The sequence below is a fragment of the Microcoleus sp. D3_18_C4 genome, assembly GCF_036702355.1.
Classification (GTDB): Bacteria; Cyanobacteriota; Cyanobacteriia; order Cyanobacteriales; family Microcoleaceae; genus Microcoleus.
This window is the reverse complement of the sequence record NZ_JAUBTF010000009.1, coordinates 115,005-135,403: the sequence shown is the minus strand read 5'-3', so window position 1 is coordinate 135,403 and position 20,399 is coordinate 115,005. Positions and strand designations below refer to the sequence as shown.

Annotated in this window: 14 protein-coding genes; 5 read left to right on the top strand and 9 right to left on the bottom strand. The window is 44.7% G+C overall.

Annotation, left to right across the window (positions count from 1 at the left end; all coding sequences use genetic code 11):
- Positions 1-114 precede the first annotated feature (114 nt).
- On the bottom strand, positions 115-3,249 hold the full coding sequence (locus QUA90_RS06920; protein ID WP_333444570.1) for an NACHT C-terminal alpha/beta 1 domain-containing protein: 3,135 nt from the start codon (positions 3,247-3,249) through the stop codon (positions 115-117).
- A gap of 349 nt (positions 3,250-3,598) precedes the next feature.
- Between QUA90_RS06920 and QUA90_RS06915 the strand changes: the two genes are divergently transcribed.
- The 4 genes from QUA90_RS06915 to QUA90_RS06900 all read left to right on the top strand — a co-directional run bounded on the left by QUA90_RS06915 (position 3,599) and on the right by QUA90_RS06900 (position 7,140).
- On the top strand, positions 3,599-3,871 hold the full coding sequence (locus QUA90_RS06915; RefSeq protein ID WP_333444568.1) for a hypothetical protein: 273 nt from the start codon (positions 3,599-3,601) through the stop codon (positions 3,869-3,871).
- 21 nt (positions 3,872-3,892) lie between these two features.
- On the top strand, positions 3,893-4,426 hold the full coding sequence (locus tag QUA90_RS06910) for a hypothetical protein (protein WP_333444566.1): 534 nt from the start codon (positions 3,893-3,895) through the stop codon (positions 4,424-4,426).
- Between the two features lie 535 nt (positions 4,427-4,961).
- A complete protein-coding gene (locus tag QUA90_RS06905) occupies positions 4,962-6,425 on the top strand; it encodes an ABC transporter substrate-binding protein/permease (protein WP_333444564.1) in 1,464 nt (487 codons plus the stop codon).
- Positions 6,391-7,140: an amino acid ABC transporter ATP-binding protein gene (locus tag QUA90_RS06900; RefSeq protein ID WP_333444562.1), complete on the top strand. Its 750-nt coding sequence runs from the start codon at positions 6,391-6,393 to the stop codon at positions 7,138-7,140. Before QUA90_RS06905 ends, QUA90_RS06900 begins: the two co-directional genes overlap by 35 nt.
- 150 nt (positions 7,141-7,290) lie before the next feature.
- Here QUA90_RS06900 and QUA90_RS06895 read toward each other — a convergent pair whose 3' ends face one another.
- The 4 genes from QUA90_RS06895 to QUA90_RS06880 form a co-directional block, all read right to left on the bottom strand.
- Entirely contained in the window at positions 7,291-8,016 is a 726-nt protein-coding gene (locus QUA90_RS06895; protein WP_333444560.1) for a hypothetical protein, read from the bottom strand.
- An 18-nt stretch (positions 8,017-8,034) separates the two neighbouring features.
- The gene (locus QUA90_RS06890) at positions 8,035-9,342 is read right to left on the bottom strand and encodes a glutathionylspermidine synthase family protein (RefSeq protein WP_333444559.1); all 1,308 of its coding nucleotides are present in this window, start codon (positions 9,340-9,342) and stop codon (positions 8,035-8,037) included.
- A 62-nt stretch (positions 9,343-9,404) separates the two neighbouring features.
- A complete protein-coding gene (locus tag QUA90_RS06885) occupies positions 9,405-10,055 on the bottom strand; it encodes a DUF1190 domain-containing protein (RefSeq protein ID WP_333444557.1) in 651 nt (216 codons plus the stop codon).
- A gap of 214 nt (positions 10,056-10,269) precedes the next feature.
- Positions 10,270-11,331, bottom strand: a complete 1,062-nt coding sequence (locus QUA90_RS06880) for a UPF0104 family protein (RefSeq protein WP_333444555.1) — start codon at positions 11,329-11,331, stop codon at positions 10,270-10,272.
- A gap of 383 nt (positions 11,332-11,714) precedes the next feature.
- Here QUA90_RS06880 and QUA90_RS06875 point away from each other — a divergent pair, with 383 nt between their 5' ends.
- The gene (locus tag QUA90_RS06875) at positions 11,715-13,760 is read left to right on the top strand and encodes a S8 family serine peptidase (RefSeq protein ID WP_333444553.1); all 2,046 of its coding nucleotides are present in this window, start codon (positions 11,715-11,717) and stop codon (positions 13,758-13,760) included.
- Between the two features lie 174 nt (positions 13,761-13,934).
- Here the strand turns inward: QUA90_RS06875 and QUA90_RS06870 are convergent, their stop codons facing one another.
- From QUA90_RS06870 to QUA90_RS06855, 4 genes are all read right to left on the bottom strand, one after another.
- Positions 13,935-14,414: a hypothetical protein gene (locus tag QUA90_RS06870; protein WP_333385543.1), complete on the bottom strand. Its 480-nt coding sequence runs from the start codon at positions 14,412-14,414 to the stop codon at positions 13,935-13,937.
- Between the two features lie 177 nt (positions 14,415-14,591).
- Positions 14,592-16,262 carry a glycosyltransferase family 39 protein gene (locus tag QUA90_RS06865; protein WP_333444551.1) on the bottom strand — a complete coding sequence of 557 codons (1,671 nt, stop codon included), beginning with the start codon at positions 16,260-16,262 and terminating at the stop codon, positions 14,592-14,594.
- Between the two features lie 123 nt (positions 16,263-16,385).
- Complete coding sequence (pruA, locus tag QUA90_RS06860; protein ID WP_333444549.1) at positions 16,386-19,361, bottom strand: L-glutamate gamma-semialdehyde dehydrogenase; 2,976 nt, start codon at positions 19,359-19,361, stop codon at positions 16,386-16,388.
- An 85-nt stretch (positions 19,362-19,446) separates the two neighbouring features.
- Complete coding sequence (locus QUA90_RS06855; protein ID WP_333444547.1) at positions 19,447-20,367, bottom strand: hypothetical protein; 921 nt, start codon at positions 20,365-20,367, stop codon at positions 19,447-19,449.
- Positions 20,368-20,399: the final 32 nt, after the last annotated feature.

Sequence of the window (20,399 nt, the reverse complement as noted above, 5' to 3'; positions counted from 1 at the left end):
TCTCTTAATTCAGAGAAAGATGAAGAAATGTTTCGATCGAGTTGGATTTGGGGGAGTGAGTGCGATCGCGCCTGAGTTGGTGAAAAAGCGATCGCCTTCTCCTTAAATCAAAATTCAAGCCTCCAAAATCGATCGCTGCAGCCATTTCAAAACTGCATCGATGAGATTCGGATGGTTAGGAGAAATGCGTTTTACATTGTCGCATGGTCGATCGGTGATGATTGCGATCGTGCCTCCAAAAGCACTCAGTGCAGTTAGAAAAGGTTCGCTGAATTCGCGATCGATTTTAGAGTTGTAGAACACCAAAGCAATTCGTTTTCCTAGGTTTCTCAAATTCAGTCGCCAATAGGCTTTGAGCAGTGGCATAGTTGTGGGTGTTCCTTCTTGTCGTTCTGGACAACCTTGCTCTACCATTTGGATGTAGATATCAGTGGCAGGATTATCTGGAGGGTTAAATTCGCTACCATCAATACAAATCAGTTGTACTGCTCGATCGAGTTCTTCATTATGGGAAACCGCAGACTGAAGAACTGACAATTGCTCAACAATGTTGAGGTATTGAGCAGTAGAAGAGTTAGCAACAGAGATGTTTTCAAGTGCCTCTAAGTCAGTACAGGATGGTTGAACACAACAAGCGTCATAAAATTCCGTATAACTCAAGTGATTAGCACAATGCCAAAGCAGTGAATAAACAATTATATATAAATCATTGTCTAACTTAGCAACTGCATCTTCTACATAATCCTTTAAACCAAAAACTAGCCTTTGCAGTTGTGGTTTGTGAGTAATTTGTTGTAATTCGTCGGCAATAAACCATTGAATTTGACTGTCTTTTAAATTAAGGATTAAATTTACTAATTCCTCAATAATCGATTGTTTTGAGAATGTCTCCATTAGCAAAACTTTAATACAAATATGGCGTAACATATAATCTTTATTTGTTTGGATTATTTCAATTATTTTATCGGTGACTTCAAAATTAGTTTGTTTGATTTTGGCGAGCGCAATTTCTTCGGAATTAAATAATTTAAATGATATTAACTTACCAATAACCCCTTTATCCAAAATCTTAGAATCCATTAAAACATTAATGATCGAAATATTTTGTAATTCGTATTGCTCATCTTCGTTTAATAAAGCATTAACTAAAAAATCAACGGCAATTTGCTTGAAATTATCATGTTTTAAAGCTATTTTTGCCACTTCTATGGCACGTCCCTCACGATCGTCTTTTAATAATTTAGGGATTGATACTTTTAAGCATTGATGCTCCGGGTTGATTTTAAATAAAACTTCCAAAAGCCTAGATTGTTCGTATAGTTCTAAATCAGTATTATTATTGATGACTTGACTTATAATATCACAGGCTTCTTTGGGAGCGTAATATTTTAACGATTCTATGATGAATTCCTCATAACCAGGAAGCATTAACTTGTATACTTTTGTTTGTATATTATCATCCGAGCAAACGAAATATACCCGTCCAATAATAAATTCTATGTCGCCAGATTGACACGAGTAAACTATATTTAATGGTAGAAGCTTAAGCCGATACATATTTTTCCATTTATCTTTCTTAAGATTGGTTATTGTGTCGATCAATTCTTTCTTTAGGACTGTTGAGATTTGGGAGTTTTCTAACCATAATATAGCTACTTCTAACCATTGATTTTCAAAAATTCTATAACGATCCATGAAAAATTGACAATTATCAATTACTAAAGATGCAAAATATTCCTGGAATGTAGGATGAAAGAATGCGTAAACAGGTTCATCTGTTGCAGATTCTCGATCTACTAAGTTCAGCCAACCGAGATCCCAGGCTAATTTAAAAAGCCTATCGCCCATTTCTTTTTCAATTAAACTCAGCGACAAGCGAAATCGAGTATCGCTATCCAATCCTGCTAGAGACAAACGACCGAGGGCTTGATGTAATTCTTCTCGCAAACCTAGTTGAGTCGCCCAATCAATAACCAGTTGGGATGGTTTCCACTCATAGAAATAGCAGACAAAGTGTTGATATAGTTCGGCTTTTGTTTCTGGTAATTCGACTTTCTTATTTTTGCTGAATAATTGACACAGTAGAGATAAGCGAAGCGGATTTTTTACGAGTTGGCGGATGCGTTCTTTTTGCGGTTGTTGCAGCTTTTTCTGTAACTCCTGTCCCCGTTGAATATTTTTTGCTTCAGCAAACCACTGCTGAATAAAATTATCTACTTGCGGTGGTTTAAATTCTTGAGTTTTGTAAGTATCAAAACCTGTAAGAGGATTGTTGAGACGGGCATCCCAAACATTGGTTCTACAGGTCAAAACTACTCGCACATTACCCAACCAATCAGTAAGCTGGTTTCTGATTTCCTCCAGGGACAAACAACTATTCGCCCCTACAGCCATTTCATCAACACCATCAAGTAACAGCCACACCCCACCGTGACGTAACCGTTTCTGTAGAGATGTTTTGTGAGACTTCTCTATATCAATATCAGGATAAACCAGAGCCATAGCTTCCGGTAACCATTCCTGAAGGATATAGTCTTTCAGTGTCTTTCCTTGCAAACTTGCCAGCGCAATGCAAATCGGCCAATCTTGATTATTTTCATGAATGTGAGTGGCGATTTTATCTAACAGCGTTGTCTTTCCTGCTCCTGGTTCGCCGACAATAGCAATATGTTTATTTTTTCCAGTAGGGTTTTGTCCAATAACGTGAGTCATGAATTCATCATGCTCGTAAATTCGGGTAACAACTTCCGGTTCTAATTGATGTAACAGTTCCATAGGCACATTGCCACTACGACGCTGCTGCTGTTTCCGTTCCATTAAACCTAGCGGTACAAAAACATTAACTTCAAATCCCATTTCTGTCGCTCTTCGTCTAAAGCGTTGCTCCTCTTGCTGCTCGTGTAACATTTCTTGGCAAACTCGCTGCCAATCAATGGCAATATTTGGCTGTGGATCTCGCTTGGAATTCTGCAATTTGGAGTCATGTTGGGCAATAAAGTTTATGGGCTCAAATCCTAATGCTTTAAGAATGGAGGTAGTAGAGTCCCTACCCACTCCAATTCCTTTGAGAAAGCGTTTTACTGTGCTAAGACTCACAAAGGTTTGATCCTTAAGATATTCCTCAGTCCAGCACTTTTTGCCTCTTTTATCGAAAGTGTCAGGCTTCTCCAATTCAGCCATCCGTAGACGAACTTTATCCAAACCTGCGTCATCAATCCGAATCTTTCCAGATGCCATAGCTTGACTCATTCCTAACAATCAGAGTGGATGAAATTGAGAATTTTGCATCAGTTGCATAGCCCGCCAGGGGTTTAAACCCCTGGCTCATAGCGAAAGTCCTCTAAAAGAGGACTAAATTCTGACCCAAAAAAGCGCTCTTCAGTCCACTTGAGTGGACTTTCGCTATGAGCCGTGGACTTGATTCCACGGCGGGACAACAGCACAGGCGCAAAATCTCAATCAAAACTATCCCTAGCATAGTCAGCATCAAGTTTCTTGACCAGTTCAGATCAGTTCACTTTTTTCTGAACCGTTTTGCTCTGGAGAAATCCAGTTGACTCCAATAGGCTTGAATCATTAACACTCAAAGGTTCAGCTTATGACAGCCTTCCAACTCAGCCTTTTCCCAGACGAGCCACCTACTCCCATCGACTCCCTTAACAAAAAGAGAAGGGTAAAACTCCCATCCCAACCAACTGTAATTGAGCAATCCTGCACAACCCATAGAGCCGCACAACTGTTGGAGGTATCCACCACAACTCTCTACCGCGCTCGGAAAGAAGGCAAACCTTACCAGAAGGGCGCTTGGACTGCCACCGCTCTTGGTGCAAACGCTTGGACAGTCGTCTACAACCCCTTTAATTCCCACTAACCCTAATCGGAAATAAAACTAATGCTCTACGCCTTTGACTATGACAATTCTTTGTCTTCATTTCCCCAATTCCAAAGCGGAGAAATCATCAACGAGTTAGAAACGATCGCTATCGATATTCTAGAGATGATTTTAGGCGATCGCTTCCGTTACTGTCCCCAAGTTCCCCTAGAAATCATCTGTTCTCGTCCAGAAACTTTCACCCGTCTTCCCATTGAACTTTGGAAATTTTGGGTGAGTTCCAGAGTCGATATCGCCTTGATGGAACGCGGTTATTGTGCTAGTCGCAAAGCCCAACTGGTGATAGAATGTCAATCTCATTGGCACGATCGCCCAGAGGTGCAGGAGCGCGATCGCAAAAAAGCCCGACTCCTTGCATCTGTTGACGTTCCCTTAGTATACCTGCGACAAATCGATCGAGATCGACGCTTCTATCGTTTCTACACTCCCAATGGACAAAAAGAAGTCTTCTACAACTCAATTACCCAACAAGGACGGACAGAACTGGAAGCATTTTTGCAACACTATTCAACACAGTTGACTGTTGACAGTTGACTCTTAGACTATAAATTTTCTGTGTAAGTCCTGTAATTAACACAGGACTTACAGACGGCATCTATCCAAATCGAAAATCAATAATCGACAATGGTATTACTCCCACTCGATCGTTCCCGGTGGCTTAGAAGTAATATCGCATTTTTTGCTTTGATATACTGAATACCTTGTACCACATATAGATGGAATATGCTGGATGATTATAAATACCGATCGCAACTAGGACAAGGATACAACATGGGTGGGAATTTAGCAAATAATCTTTCCTTTCTAAATTGTTAAGAAAGGTGCCTTGCGGACATTTTTTAAATATAAGTTAGTGACCCAATTATCTATCTTTAGCCCTGGACGCCTTAATACCTTTATAATCGGTTTTTTACTCTTATTAAATGCTAATTATGCAGTTTGTTTGTCCATCAAACCCGGTTTCTGGAAACCCGTGCGTCCAGGAGTATATCTTGCTTTACAAAGGTGACTTGATTCCGATGTGTGGTATATTTTCTGGGCGAGGGGATTTTTTAGGACAATGTTCGATATGAAACGTTTAAAATTAAAATCAATGCTGGTGGCGGCGATCGCGATCGCCTTTTGTTTAATTGCGATCGCCAGCTACGCCCAAACCAACAAGACTTTAACACTCGCGACTTCCCCAGACTACCCGCCCTATGAATTTAAAGATACGGCTGTTAGCGGCAACGAAATCATCGGTTTTGACATCGATATTGCCAAATATATTACTAAAAAATTAGGCTACGAACTGAAAGTAGTTGGCATGGATTTTAACGGCTTAATTCCCGCTTTGCAGGCTGGCAGAGCCGATTTTGTGATGGCTGGAATGACTCCCACCGCAGAAAGGAAAAAAAATGTTGATTTTTCTAACCTTTACTACGAAGCTCAAAATACAATTGTCGCCAATAAAGGCAGCAACTTGACCAAAGCTGAAGATTTAGCCGGGAAAAAAGTAGGTGTTCAACTCGGAAGCATTCAGCAGGAAGCTGTTAAAAAAATGGCCGGGGTGCAACTGGCTCCTCTGAATAGGATTCCTGACATCATTCAAGAAATTAAATCGAACCGCCTCGCGGCGGGAGTGATCGAGGATACTGTTGCTACGGGTTATGCAGCAGCGAACCCGGACTTGGAATTTAACACAATCTCAAATACTGAAGAAAGCGGTTCGGCGATCGCCTTTCCGAAAGGTTCGAGATTAGTTCCAGAATTCAACCGAGTCCTCCAGCAAATGAAAGCCAGCGGTCAAATTAAGGAACTAGCTACTAAGTGGTTTTCTCGACCAATTCCGCAAGAACCTGCTCAAGCAAATCAGCCTGCGGTAGCGTCCAAGTTCGGGTTAGATTTTGGCAAAATCTTGCCGAGTTTGCCTTATATTTTATCCGGGATTGGAGTAACGCTAACTTTTACCTTGCTGTCGGCATTTCTCGGATTTATCTGGGGAATCGTCCTGTCTCTGTTTAAGATTTCTAGCATTAAACCGCTGTTCTGGTTTGGCACTGCTTACACCTCAATTTTTCGAGGAACGCCGCTAATTTTGCAGTTGACTTTAGTTTATTTTGCAACGCCACAGCTTACGGGCTATAATATATCGGCGCTGCAAGCTGGCGTCATTACTTTTTTCCTGAATTCTGGGGCTTATATTTCCGAAACAATCCGCGCCGGGATTCAAGCCGTAGATAAAGGTCAAAAAGAAGCCGCAGAATCCCTTGGCGTTCCCTACAAACTGATGATGGGCGATATTATCTTGCCGCAAGCGTTGAAAAATATTTTGCCTGCATTGGTGAATGAAAGTATTGCTTTGCTGAAGGATTCAGCTTTAGTTTCAGTAATTGGCGTAGAAGACTTGCTGCGCCGCGCTACAATTGTGGGAGCAGAAAAGTATATTTACTTTGAACCTTTGATATTTGTCGGCGCAATTTATTATTTGATGGTGCTTAGTTTAACTTGGGGGGCAAATGTACTCGAACGTAGACTCCAAAGTAGCAGTTAAGGTCGATCGCCTGTATAAATCTTTTGGGAATCTGAAGGTTTTGCGCGAGATAACTACTGAGATTCACAAAGGAGAAGTGATTGCCATTATCGGCCCTTCGGGGTGCGGCAAATCTACTTTTTTGCGGTGTTTGAATTTACTGGAAATTCCGACTTCGGGACATATATACATTGACGGGGTGGATATTACTTTGCCGAAGGCAGATATTATGAAAATCCGCCAGAAAGTAGGGATGGTTTTTCAGCATTTCCACTTGTTCCCGCACATGACTGTGCTGCAAAATGTGATCTATGCGCCTGTAAAGGTGAAGCAAATTGCTAAGGAGGAGGCGCGTCTGAAGGGGTTAGAATTGCTGGAAAAAGTCGGTTTGTCAGATAAGGCAGAGGTTTATCCTTCTAAGCTTTCGGGGGGGCAAAAACAGCGGGTGGCGATCGCCCGCTGTTTGGCTATGGAACCGGAAATTTTGTTGATGGACGAACCGACTTCTGCACTCGATCCAGAAATGGTTAAAGAAGTGTTAGATGTGATGAAAGCTTTGACGAAAACGGGAATTACAATGGCAATTGTAACTCACGAAATGGGTTTTGCGCGGGAAGTCGCCCACCGGATATTGTTTCTCGATGGGGGAAAGGTGGCGGAAGATGTGCCGCCGCAGGAGTTTTTTAGCAACCCGAAGTGCGATCGCGCCAAGCAATTTCTAGAAAAAATGCTTTAATTCATATAAGGATGAGAGTTTTTAACCGCAGAGGACACAGAGAGAGTTACAGGAGAAAGAGAAAGTTGCGGTAGGGTGCGTCAGTTTGAGAGGCTCGATCGCCACGGAAAGTATAATAATATTTGTCCGATGATTAACTTGGTAATTCTGTTAGAAAAAAGAGAGAATTCTTTGAATCACCTGGGTATTAAAATCTTTCGGAAAGCGGTGTCTTTCCTGAGCGTGATCGAGAAAGAAAGTCTTGGGATAATAAGCAAGACTGGCTTCGATCTCGCTAATCTTTTCTAATAAGGGTTCGATCCGATCAATTTTTTCGGGATGGCGATGTTGGATGAGAGTCGCAGCATTCCTAAAATGCCGCCCCTCATCCTGCGTCACCAAATGTCCTACGCGAGCAAAGCCGTTCCCATAGTGTTGGTAGAATTCTTTAATATCCCGGTGATAAGACCACACGGAACCCATTTCGTCAAACATTAAACCAACTAGAATGGTGAATTCGTTCTCAATCAGAAACGAGATCGGTTCGAGTTCATGCACCCGACTCTGGTTTTTTTGGTCGATCGCCTCTAGGGACAGACCTGATACCATGTGATAGACCTTACGTAGAGCAACGTAGTGCCGTAATTCGTCTTGCAGCCAAAGTTCGATCGCACTCATGAATTCTAACGAGAACTCCGAACTGCGAGATAGCAGATGCTCGTAGAGTGGCTGACTGTCCCCCTCAGAGAACACATCTCGGCTGAGGAGATCCATAAATCCAGCCTGAATTGTAGGCGCGACTTCGGGAATTTTTAACTCATCGGCAATAAATTCATCTACACTCCACTCACTGCTAAGAATCGGAATTCCCCGGACATCATGAGTTTGTAATTTCATAGTTTTTCTGATTAGAAGTTAAGTATTCACCAGACGATCGCTCACAATATGCGGAACGATTAAGCAATGTCGTCCGGTGATCGGATTGGTATCTCCGCGCAATACGATACCCGATGGAGTATCGCCGACAATCCAGGAACCTACGACGAAGTGGTAGCCAAAATATTCGGGCAAGGGTTGATAGGACTGAATAATGAATCCTTCGCGATCGTAGCCCATCGCCTCGCGGGCGTGAACGGCTCCGGCAATAAAATCGCCTGTTTCAATAGAAACCCCAACACCTTCTAGACCGACGAGGGGCTTTTTGACGTGCATTTGGGTTAGTAATGCTGTGGATTCGATCGAGATAGTATCTGTGAAGAAAGTGGGTAGCAAGAATTGAGCGTACACTGGGTGGTTGCCAAATAATTCCCACATCCACACCATCGATCCTTTATTGCTTAAAATCTGTTTCCACAGCGGTTCAATGATTTTCACGTCCCCTGCTATCAGGCGCGATGCTAGGGCTTCATCTGCGTTAAAGGATTGGCTGGCGAGTTGCAAATCCAGCCAATCGATGATTTTCCACAGTCGCAATATCCGATTATTGAATTGATCGACAAAAAATCCTTCTTCATCGACGCCCAGATGGTTACGCAATCCTACAAGTTGGGTGAAAAAGCGATCGTTTCCCAATTCTTGATTAATAATTTCGACCAGTTGTCCTGCCATCTCGGTATCTTCTGACAGATGCTCGTCAATTAACAAGCTCAGACCGAATTGCTTTAAATCATAATGACGACTTAGAGTGCGGAAGCGGCCTGCAACTTCGTCCCAAAAGTTGTTGAACTGATCGGCATCGTTGGGAAGCGATCGCAAATCTCGGCTTGATTTTTTCATGTCATCTAACCACAGCCATTGATAGACTGTTTCTGCACCCAAGAGAGGAGTTTCGCCGTTGATTTCTAGAAGGCTAATTTTTCCATCTTCAGTGACGGCAAGATCGAAACGGGTATAAAGAGACATATCTTCTGCTTCGTCAACCCGATCCCACGAAACCTGAATTGCTTCCCAGAAAGCAGGGGGAATAGCGAGTTTTTTCATCCGATTTTCTAGGCCATCAGCGGTGAAAAACCAGTCCAAAAACTCCCGACACATATCCCAAAGAGCCTCAGTAGCATCCCAGATCCTCGCCTCTTCCTGGCGCGAAAACATCACCCCAAAGGGACGGTTTAAAGCTTCTGCCCAGTAGCGTTGGTTGATGTCTGCAAGAGGCTGACATTGGTAGGCGTTCTCTAATACGTGCTGCTGCCAGTTGCGCCGTCGTTGAAACAAAAAGGGATACATGGATGAAGCACCTTGCTAGTGACACTGGAGAATATGAAAAAATAGAGAAAAATCGGTCTTGGTTACTTTCCTCCGCTTCCCAAAGGAGCCGTGGAACGGACTGTGCTACCAAACCTCCCTCGTCCTTTGATGGTTCCCTGAGCTGCGTGGCCTGGGGGGCGATTTGGGGTGTCGCCACTGGAGGAAAAGTAGGGAGAATCTAGCGGTACGCCCTGTAGGGGACGAGTAATCTGGGTTCTATCAGGAGTTACAATTCCGATGTTGGAGCGGTAAACCGGTTGCACTGGATAAACCGTGTAGGAGCCGTTGACGCCGTTGACCACTGTTGGAGGCGCATCATCATCGACATCATCGGTGAAATAGAAGCCGCCGAACTCTGGTCGCCATCCGGGGGTAGCAACGCTGGAATTCGATACCTGCGAGCAAATGCTTGCTGTGTCTTCTTGGCATTCTGGCTGCGTGCGATACACGGGCGTAATGCGTTCGTATTCCTGCATTGCGTACTGGAACTGGGCCTGACACTGCTCTTTGGTGAACCCGTTGCTTTGGTTCATCGCATCTACAATACATTGCTGTTCGGATTCGTAGTAGCGTACTTCGTTGCGTTCGTGCAACATGGTATAAGCAAGATAGCCTAATCCACCGATCGCCAGTACACCTGATGTAATTAGAAGGTAACGAATTGTTGTCGTTCGATTGTTGTTATGAGTCATGGCTAACCAGAGGTTAGAGTCATTATTTCAAAGAACCTGTAATGTGATGAATTTGCTGCCACTGAGATGATTGGATTTACGCGGTCAGCCACAGTTCAAGTAATTTACCTCAGTCTGTGAGTTGGAACTCAGGACTTTGATTATAGCTTTTACTACATGGCCCGATTCAGGGTTTCCTCGATCGCCGCAAATCATCTTCCTCAAATATTTGATTTTAAATTCGCCTTTTTGGACTGCGCTGATTTCGCTGCCGATCGAGTTTAGCTAAAAATGCACCCGAAACATCCGCCAGAATGCTAATTATCCGATACAAAGCCACCGCACCCAGAATTATACCCGTAGAAAAGCGATCGGACAACAGGGCGATCGCCGTTGCTTCAAATACTCCCATTCCCCCCGGTGCACCCGGTACAACTAAACCGACAACAAACGCAAAACAAAAAGCACCTAACAAGTTGGGAATATTGCTAAAGTTCACCGGAGTTAAAACCATTACAGTTAGCAAAAAACCGCAGCCCCGCAATCCGATAAAACACATTTGTCCGATTAACGGCACTAAAGGATAGCGTTTAATTGGCAAATTATTTTTGTGGCGCGACTTGACATTCGATCTTTTTTTAGCTATATTGGAGCTAGACTCTACACGAAAATTCAGTCCCTCGCCTGCCACCTCCCCAGTATTTGAATTTTCCCCATTATTCTTGGATAACTTCAACCGCTCTACAAAGACAACGATCGGATTTAAAATGCGGGGATGAATCGCCGTTAAAATAGCAGCACAACCAACAATCCGCAACCACCAATTGAATTTGTCAAAACAAATCAACCCAATCAAAACGCCTGCAGAAGCCATCAGCAGCGGTTCCAGCAACACGCTGAGAGTAGCAGCTTTCGGGAAAATGCCGGCATTTTTGGCGTCCAATATTCGACCCCAAAAATGCCAAATATTCCCGGGTAAATACTTGGCAATATTAGTTTTGAGAAAGACTTGAATCGCCCAGGCGGCAGTTACAGGTTGCCGGAATTCCCGCAAAATCAACATCCACACCCAGCCGACAAAAATTAGAGAAAATAAAGTGACGCCAAGGGCGATCGCCAGCAACGGAAAACTTTCGGCTCGAATTTGGATATTCGCGACTTCTCGCCAGTGAGTTAAAAAAGCTTTGGCAATAAATAAAAACGTCCCGCCCAAAATCAAATAGCGCAAATAAGGTTTTAAATGCGATTTCGCGAGATTGAAAAAATTCTGAATTCGATGCAAGTGTTGTTTTCCCATTTTCTGATCCCGATTTTGAATTTGGGATTAAGTTATACTGTTTTAGATTTTATATTTGAGATGGGCTAAGGCGGAATTATGGTTAATTTACAAGGCATGAGATGACGGAATAAATCTGTTTAACCTGAGATGTTGCACCATTGTCAAGAACGGGCAAGATGCCCGTTCCACAATAACTCAACATTTTTGTGGAACAGGCATCTTGCCTGTTCCTAAACAAGTAATTGAGAATGGTGGAACATCTCAGTTTAACCTAACCTATGCAGACCTCTACAGACTGTGCGTAATGCCCGCATTACAGACAATTTAGGGCGTTTTTAACCACAAACTTAAATTTAAAATCTAAAATTTAGATCGATATACCTCGCTAGGAGTACATTTCTATGCCCGGCCCGAGCCCTGACGGTCTTTCCTATCTTTTAGATGATAGCCCCAATAGTTTCGCCTTGACTCCGGGCTTTTTGACTCCTTATCCTAACGGATTTTTTGCCCTTGGCGGCAACGATTTTATTGTCGGTTCGTCGGATGCCGAAATAATTAGCGGTGATAATGGTAACGATCGCATTCTCGGCGGTGGTAATTCCGATACGCTGTTAGGGGGTGCGGACAACGATTTGCTTAACGGTGGTGCCGGCGCAGACTTCCTGTTTGGCGATGCCGGCAGCGATACCTTGCAAGGAGGCAAGGGAGGAGACGCCCTCAACGGTGGCGACGGCAGCGACGTTTTAGTGGGCGATGGGGGCAAAGATACGCTGACAGGGGGTTTGGGCCCAGATACCTTTGTCCTCCGCAGCGACTCCGCAGTCTCCGATCCGGCTGCTGCTGACGTTATTACTGACTTTAACAGTTTTGTGGATGCGATCGGCCTGACTGACAATCTTACCGAAGCTGACTTGATTCTCGAAGAAATATCGATCGCCCCCGGTATTTCCAATACATTAATTAAAATTCGTCAATCCAATGCTATTTTAGGCTTGGTAGCCAACGCATCTCCACAAGACCTCGCCGATACATTCATCTCTGCAACTACCGTATTGGGCAACCAACTTGATCAAGCTCGCGATTTAGGCGTTTTGGGCGGCACTCAAACCATCGCAGACTCGCTTAGCAACGCCCGGCCAGACGGCCTTTACCGCTTTATTTTGCCTGCAACTAGCGACTTTAAATTAACTGTCAGCGGTTTGACGGCGGATGTTGACGTGGCTTTAATTAAAGATCTTAACGGCGACAATTCTATTGACTTCACCGATATTATTGCTTCTTCTCAACAACCGAATTTATCGCCGGAGTCGATCGACATCAACGGTTTAGCCGCAGGAACTTACTTTGTCCGAGTTTATCAATACCAAGGCAGTACAAATTTTTCCCTAAATCTGTCTGCAACTCCTGCAACTGTTTCTCCTAACAATCCGAGCAACTTGCAGGGTTTTGACTCTCGTTTTGGGTTCGGTTTGGTGAATGCAGCGGCGGCAGTTGCTAAAGCTCAAGGTACTGCAACTTTTCCTGATGTTCCCGACTTGGGTGGCGAGGATTGGGGCAGAGATTTAATTAAAGCTCCAGAGGTTTGGGCCCAGGGCTTGACTGGAGACGGAATTGTGGTGGCAGTTATCGACAGCGGAGTTGACTACAATCACCCGGATTTGATCGGGAATATTTGGAGCAATGTGGGGGAAACTGGTGTTGATGCGATCGGTCGCAATAAAGCTAGCAACGGGGTTGATGATGACAACAATGGCTTTGTTGACGATTTCCGAGGATGGGATTTTGTCAATAACGATAATGACCCGATGGATGATAACAATCACGGCACTCATATCTCCGGTTTAGTTGCTGCGAAAAAAGATGGGGTTGGGATTACTGGAACTGCTCCAACTGCGAAGATTATGCCTTTGAAAATACTGGATAGGGCCGGGGTGGGGAAAATTCGGGATGAAATTAATGCGATTAATTATGCGGTGGCAAATGGAGCAAAGATCATTAATGTGAGTTTGGGTGGCCTACAGTTGAATATTCAAGAATTGGATGCGATTCGAGCGGCTGAAGCTCAAGGCGTGATCGTGATTTCGGCGGCGGGAAATGATGCTCGCCCACAAGCAGATTATCCGGCTCGGTTTGCCAATGAGGTAGGAATTGCTGTCGGTGGTGTTACCCGAAATGGCTTGTTTGCGAATTATTCTAACCGGGCGGGTGCGGAGACAATTAATTACTTTGTTGCTGCAGGCGGCGACGCTGGCACGGCGGATTCTGGTGACATTTATTCAACTGTGCCACTTTCTCAACCGGGGATTCCTTATCGATATTTTGCGGGTACTTCAATGGCAGTGCCACAAGTATCCGGCGTGATAGCTTTAATGTTACAAGCTAATCCGAGTCTGACTCCTGCTGATATTAAGAGGATTCTTGCGGAAACTGCGAATCGAGCGGTTTGAATTGGATTTGGTGCGATCGCGATCTACAATCCTCAATCTTCTACCAATTATTAAAAGCAAACCGTGGGGACAGGGCAATGCCGTGTCCTAGTCCCCGCGCCGGACATGACATTACCCTGTCCTTACAGACGCTTCCGTACAATCAATCTGTATCACTACTTTTCAGAATGGGTATTAAAAATTGGCGGCGTAAGTTAAGTCAAATTGGCGGAACAGAGTAATGCAGCAGTAGCTTGGTCGATCGAATACTAACTCGTAATTCATGTGGCCGTCTATTTTGGTGATCGGCTGCTTTAAAGGGATGCCCTGAATGTCGTATTGCCGGCGTTCTAAGGCACTCCAGTCGATAATTTTGAAGTCGATTTGGTTCTGCAACTCAGTTGCGATCAGATATAGGTGCATCTTGTCTTGAACTTTCCCAGTCAGAGGAACTTTTATTAACACTGACTGGGTGACAAGGGGTTTTTGGTCGTTGGGATGCTTCTGGGTGTGGCAGCTTTTGAGTTCTATATCGTAAGGTTCTACCTTGAATTTCTCTCCACTGGCGATCGCCGATGAGTGCAAATCTTGCAGGCACTTTTCTAGGTGAGGAATCAGCCCTAAGTCTGGATCACACAGCAGTTTACGAATGTTGGAGGTTTCAGTGACTGTCATTAGAGATTTTTGATGTTATTTTTTGATTCTTTACTTATAGCTTACCACGAAAAGCAAACCTATCGAACTCTACTTTCGAAATACTTCCACAAATGCCGTTTATTGCCAGTATGTCGCATTGAATAATACATTTATTTTTTGGCAGCAAACCCGTGTTTTTGGCCTTAATGTTTTAGATTATTTTTTGGTAAGTTTCCACAGATTAAGCTCAACATTAGTGTCAGCCGGATCTATTTGATAGTTTTGTTGCTGAATTGCCGATCGCAAAGTAGAGGACGGTCTGTATAAAAACAGCTCACTGAAACCGCCGGGAATTTGCGGGGGTTGGGGTTTTTTCTTTGCCAATTCTCGATTTTTGTAGCAAGAAGTGTAACAGCGGGGTTCTATTAGCAGTTTGACTTTTGGTTCTAGGTAATAACTTAAAGGCATGATATATGCGATATTGGCATCGCTGATAAATAGGGGATTGCTGGCTTGATTGACCGTCCCAGCTACTTCCAAGGCACGCAACCAACCGCTGCCTTTATTCCACCAAATATCTGCTTGAGAACTAACTCCACCGGATATAATACCTGCGGAAAAAACTGCCACTATAACTATTTTCCACAGTTTTTGCTGTTTGAACTTCTCCAAATTGTTACTAATTTTCGCAGACAGCAGGTAAGCCACTGCTAGCTGAATTCCCACATAACAAGGAACTAAATATCGCGGATTTCCCGATCGCCTTCCACCCTTGATTATATCAGGCACTGCTAAAAACAAAGCAGTTGTTGCAATTAATAACAATACAATCAACCACACTCGCTTTGGTGTTTGTCGGCATAGATAATAAAGGGCATAGCCGACTAAAGCTAGAATCATAATACCAACTGGAATTAGCAAGGCTAGTTCTGTGGCGTTGGCAGTTCCATCAATGCCAATATCAAAAAATGCTATGGTGATGGAACCAACCCACCTGCTGACTAATCTTAAGAAATTTGTTTGTTCTGCCCATGCTGTTGTGCTTCTAACTTGATTGAAGTTTTCTACAGTATTTACGAGGGAAGGCATGAAGCAGATCAAAGCGATTAAAGATGCTACATAATAGGAAATGAATGTTTTCACATCGCGCCAGTTGGCAATAACTGCGACGTAGATTGCGTGGGCTGCCGCGACGCAGACAAATAACAAGTGGGTGTACAATCCCAGTGTTGCTGTGCCTGCATAAAGCGCCCAGGAAAGAACGAAGGCGACAGGGTTTTGATTTTGGTCAGAGCGCATTGCTCGCAGCAAGGCTGCACTGGATAAAATAGTAGTTAATGTCCACAAACTGTACTGTCTTGCTTCTTGGGCAAATAGGATGTGGTAGGGAGAAATTGCGAAAAGTGCGATCGCCATCCACGCTACTGCTGAAGATTCAAATAACTCCCAAGCCAGCCAATAAATTGCGGGAAATACTAGCAGGCTAATCACGGCGGCCAAACTTCTCATTGCGGCAACGGAACTGCCGAACCATTGCGCCCAATATCGCGCTAGTACGTAATACAGAGGGGGGTGTTGGGGGTCTTCTGTTGCTAAAGAATTCAGGGTATCCCTTAAAGTATTTTCGGAATTTATCTGCTGATATTTTTGTAAATCCGCAGGCGAGGTTATTTTCTGGTACGAAATTTCTTTGATTATTTTGACTTCGGTGTAGCCAGAAACTCTCAAAGAAGTATATGTTTCGTCGATCCAGTAAAATTTGCGATCGAGATTGGCGAATCGAAATAAAATGCCTATGACTAATACGGCTATAATTAAAAATCGCAGCCACTTGTCAAGTGAAGGGTTGTGAGAATTTAGTCGATCGCGATCTTTCGTAGATTCCATTTTATAACTAGCTAATCTCGCACAAATTTTTTCTGTTACCCCCCCGTAGGGTGCGCCTAGCGCACCCTACTAACTTAACAGCCAGAGAAAGGACTTCAGTCCTCACTGCGAACAAAGGAATGATTAATCATCCACTCCTTCAATCGGCGCAAAACCCTGCCGCTGAATATTTTCGGTTATGGTGCGGGGTTCGAGGAATTGCAGCAAATAATCCGGGCCACCCGCTTTAGAACCAACTCCCGAAAGTTTGAATCCTCCGAAGGGTTGCCGCGATACCACAGCCCCGGTAATTCCGCGATTGATGTACAGGTTTCCGACTTCAAAATCGGATGCGGCTCGATCGATATGCGAAGGCGTGCGAGAATACAATCCGCCGGTTAAAGCAAAATTCGTGCCGTTAGCAATAACAATCGCTTCGCTGAAATTCTTTGCCCGAATCACCGACAAAACCGGGCCGAAAATTTCTTCTTGGGCGATAGTTGCTGTCGGCGATACTTCCGTAACAATGACTGGGCCGACAAAATAACCGGTTTCCGGTGCCGGCATTTCTAAAGCTATTTTAGCTTCGGCGCGACCTTTTTCGATGTATTCGCGGATGCGCGACTGGGCATTTGCATCGATCACAGGGCCGACTTGAGTGCCGGGATTTTCTGCAGGGCCGACATTGAGCGAGCGCGTCGCTTCTACCAATCTTGCCACAAAATTATCGTACACCGATTCGACCACAATTACTCGCGAACAAGCGGAACATTTTTGACCGCTGTAGCCAAAAGCCGAATAAACTACGCCTGCAACTGCTTGATCTAAATCCGCACTTTCATCGACAATAATTGCATTCTTGCCGCCCATTTCAGCAATTACTCGTTTCAGGTGTTTTTGTCCAGGCTGCAAAATCGCAGCATCGGCATAAATTTGACAGCCAACTTCCTGAGAACCTGTGAAAGTAATCATGTGAACGTCAGGATGTTTCACCATGTAAGCGCCGACGGTTGAACCTTTGCAAGGCACGTATTGAAATACGCCTTTGGGAATTCCGGCTTCTAGCAAAATTTCTGTGATTTTCGCTGCAATTACTGAGGAAACTTCCGCTGGTTTGAGCAAAGTACAATTACCTGCCACCAGCGAGGCAACAGTCATTCCCACAGGAATTGCGAGGGGGAAATTCCAAGGTGAAATGATTAAAGAAATGCCGCGTGGCTGATAGGTGTAGCGGTTAGTTTCTCCGGGAATATCGTAATTTTTTCCTTGGTCTAACCGTTCCATTTCGTCGGCGTAGTAGCGACAAAAATCAATAGCTTCGGAGACTTCTGCATCGCATTCTCTGACGGGTTTGCCGACTTCAAACACCATCCAAGCGGACAGTTCGTGCCGCCGCTGTTCCATCAACTCAGCGGCTTTGCGGAGGACGCCGGCGCGCTGGCGGACGGGGGTTTTTCGCCAACTCGTAGAGGCTGATTTTGCTGCTTCCAGGGCTTGTTTGGCCTGTTCTTCGGAAAGCAATCCGATTTTGCCAACTACTTCTGTGGGATTGGAAGGGTTGAGGGAATTAACTGTTGCTTCAGTATGTTGGTACTCGCCATTGATTAGCGGTAAATAGGTTTTACCTAAGTTGGCGCGCACTGATTTGATGGCTGTTTCTGCTTGTTGCCGCAATTTGGTCTTGGCGTAGTCGGTATCGGCAACGTTGGGAAATACTTTGCTGTAAACTAGCTGGTCATTTCCGTTAGCAACGGGCGCGGCTAACAATTGTTCGATCGGCATTTCTTCGGAACTTTGCCGGATGAAAGAACTATTGGCGGTATTTTCCAGCAAACGGCGGATCAAATAAGCCATTCCCGGCAATAAGTCGCCGTAGGGGCAGTAGACTCGGACGCGATAACCCCGATCGACTAAAAGCTTAGCCAATTTGTCGCCCATGCCATACAGTACCTGCATTTCAAAGCGGCGGCGCGGGATGTTGAGAGTTTCGGCAATGGCGATCGCCCTCGCTTGCGATCGCACATTATGACTGCCAATAGCTGCATACAAATATTCGTGATTTTCCAGCAGCAACTGCGTCATCTGCTCGAAATTAGCATCGGTAGCAACTTTGTCATTGTAGACCGGCTGTGGCCAATCTTTCTGCATTGCTTTGATAGTTTCCTGATCCCAGTAAGCGCCTTTTACCAGCCGCACTGTTACCGGATTTTTGCGTTTTTTTGCCCAGGAAATCAGGTTTCTCAAATCTTCGGCACTGTCGCGCAAATATGCTTGCAATGTAATTCCAATATCTGTGCGACTGCGAAACTCTTCCTCTAACAATAAGTCTTTCAGAATGCTCAGAGTCAAACTCTTATAAGCATACTGTTCCATATCGAAATGAACAGCCGCGCCCAATTCCTTCGCGCGGCGCAGTAACAGGCGAATTCTCTCGCTTACTTTCTCTTCGCTACCTTTAGCATCCAACGGGTCAAACTGAGAATAAAAAGCCGTTAATTTTACGGATACTTGCACTCGCGGCAAAGTTTCATCATCAGCTTTGTCAATTGCATCTACCTGCGACCAATTTTTTGCTGCCTTCGCCAGCTCCTCCATCAATTCCAAATAGCGGTTAAGATAAATTTGCGCCTCAGTTTCAGTGATGACAGCTTCCCCCAAAAGGTCAACTGTAAAACCCATTTTATCTTTGCGAAGTCGCTCTAAAGTTTTAACTACCTGCTTGATATTTTCCCCAGAAATATACTTGTGCGCCAAAGTTTCCACCGCAGGCGCAACCGTCGTCGCAGCCAATTGTCCAGGAATCGAATCAGCGTTAGTAAAATTGAGCAATTTTTTCAAAGCTTCGGGCAATTCTACCTCTTGGGCGGTCAGGTATTCTTGCAGGTGGCGGGCAATTTCCGGCTTGCTGCGGAGTGCCGGCAAACAGTCGATGAATCGAAACAATTGCACCCGCAGTCCGGGGCTAGCCATCGCCCAATCCATTAGTTTGTCGTCCCAACGCATTTGGTCTTGGAGTTGACCGAAAAAAGATCGCTTTTTGTCTTGAGTTGCCTTCAGGATTTCTTTGGCAATTTCTTGGGTTTTTGCTTCGTAGATGCTTGGAGATATTTGTGCAACCATTGGTAATTAGTAATGGGTAATTTGTAATTGGCCACCAGGGCGGGTTTATGTATTGTGTAACTACCCCCTGATACAATTATAGTTGCTATTTGACTTCAATCTTAACTTGGTAGTTTGCTTGGCGATCGCCTGAAATTTCAATAGTATAATCGCCGCTACTCGCTAATTGACCTTGCCACTGACCTGTGCTATCAGCAGTACCTAACTTTTCACCGTTAGGAGCAATAATTGCGGCGCTAACTTGACCTTCTTGAACATTAATTGTCATGCTTTGGCCGCTATTGCACTCCAGTAAGTAGCGCCTGGATATGTTGGCTCGCAAACTATTGCTCAGAGTAGTTCCCGTAGCACCAGCTTGAAAGTAAACTCGCTCGGTTACAGGGGTTTCAACCGCAGCGGGAGAAGGAGAAGGAGAAGGCAACGGCGACGGTGACGACGGCGAAGCAAGTTGGGGAACGCCAGACACAGAGGGTATTTGAGTGGGACGGGGCGACGGATAGATTGTGGCGGGCCGTGCCACTCCGGGTGCTGGGGGAAGTCCGGGCTGGCGGTTGGCGGGCGCTGCTGCGACGGTTGGAGGGCTTTCGGGGAGGGGTACGTCAGCGGGTAGTTTGATTTGAAGGTTCGCTCTTTCCTGATACATTCTCCACGCTAGCAAACTGCCGAGACTAAGGACGGAACCGACTAAGATTCCGCTGAGAAAAACTGCTAAGATTTGCCAGGAGCGAGCTGGTTTTGGTTCCGGGTTGGCAGTTGGAATTGTTGGAGGCGGATAACTTGTAATTTGAGTTGTTTCCGGCGTATTATCGGCGGTAACGGGAATTGTTTCGGCCTCGTCGATTGGCGCTGAAATATCTTCGGGCGTGGCAATTTCTGCGGGAGTTTCTGCTGGTGCGGAAGTTGCATCGGCACTGGCAATTGCAGTGCGATCGAACTCATCGCTGGCAGTGGAAATTGTTTCCGGTGGCTGAGTCAAAATTTGTTTTTTTTCCTGTTCGTCGCTCATGGGGCTAAATTTATTTTACAAAGACCGCTTTT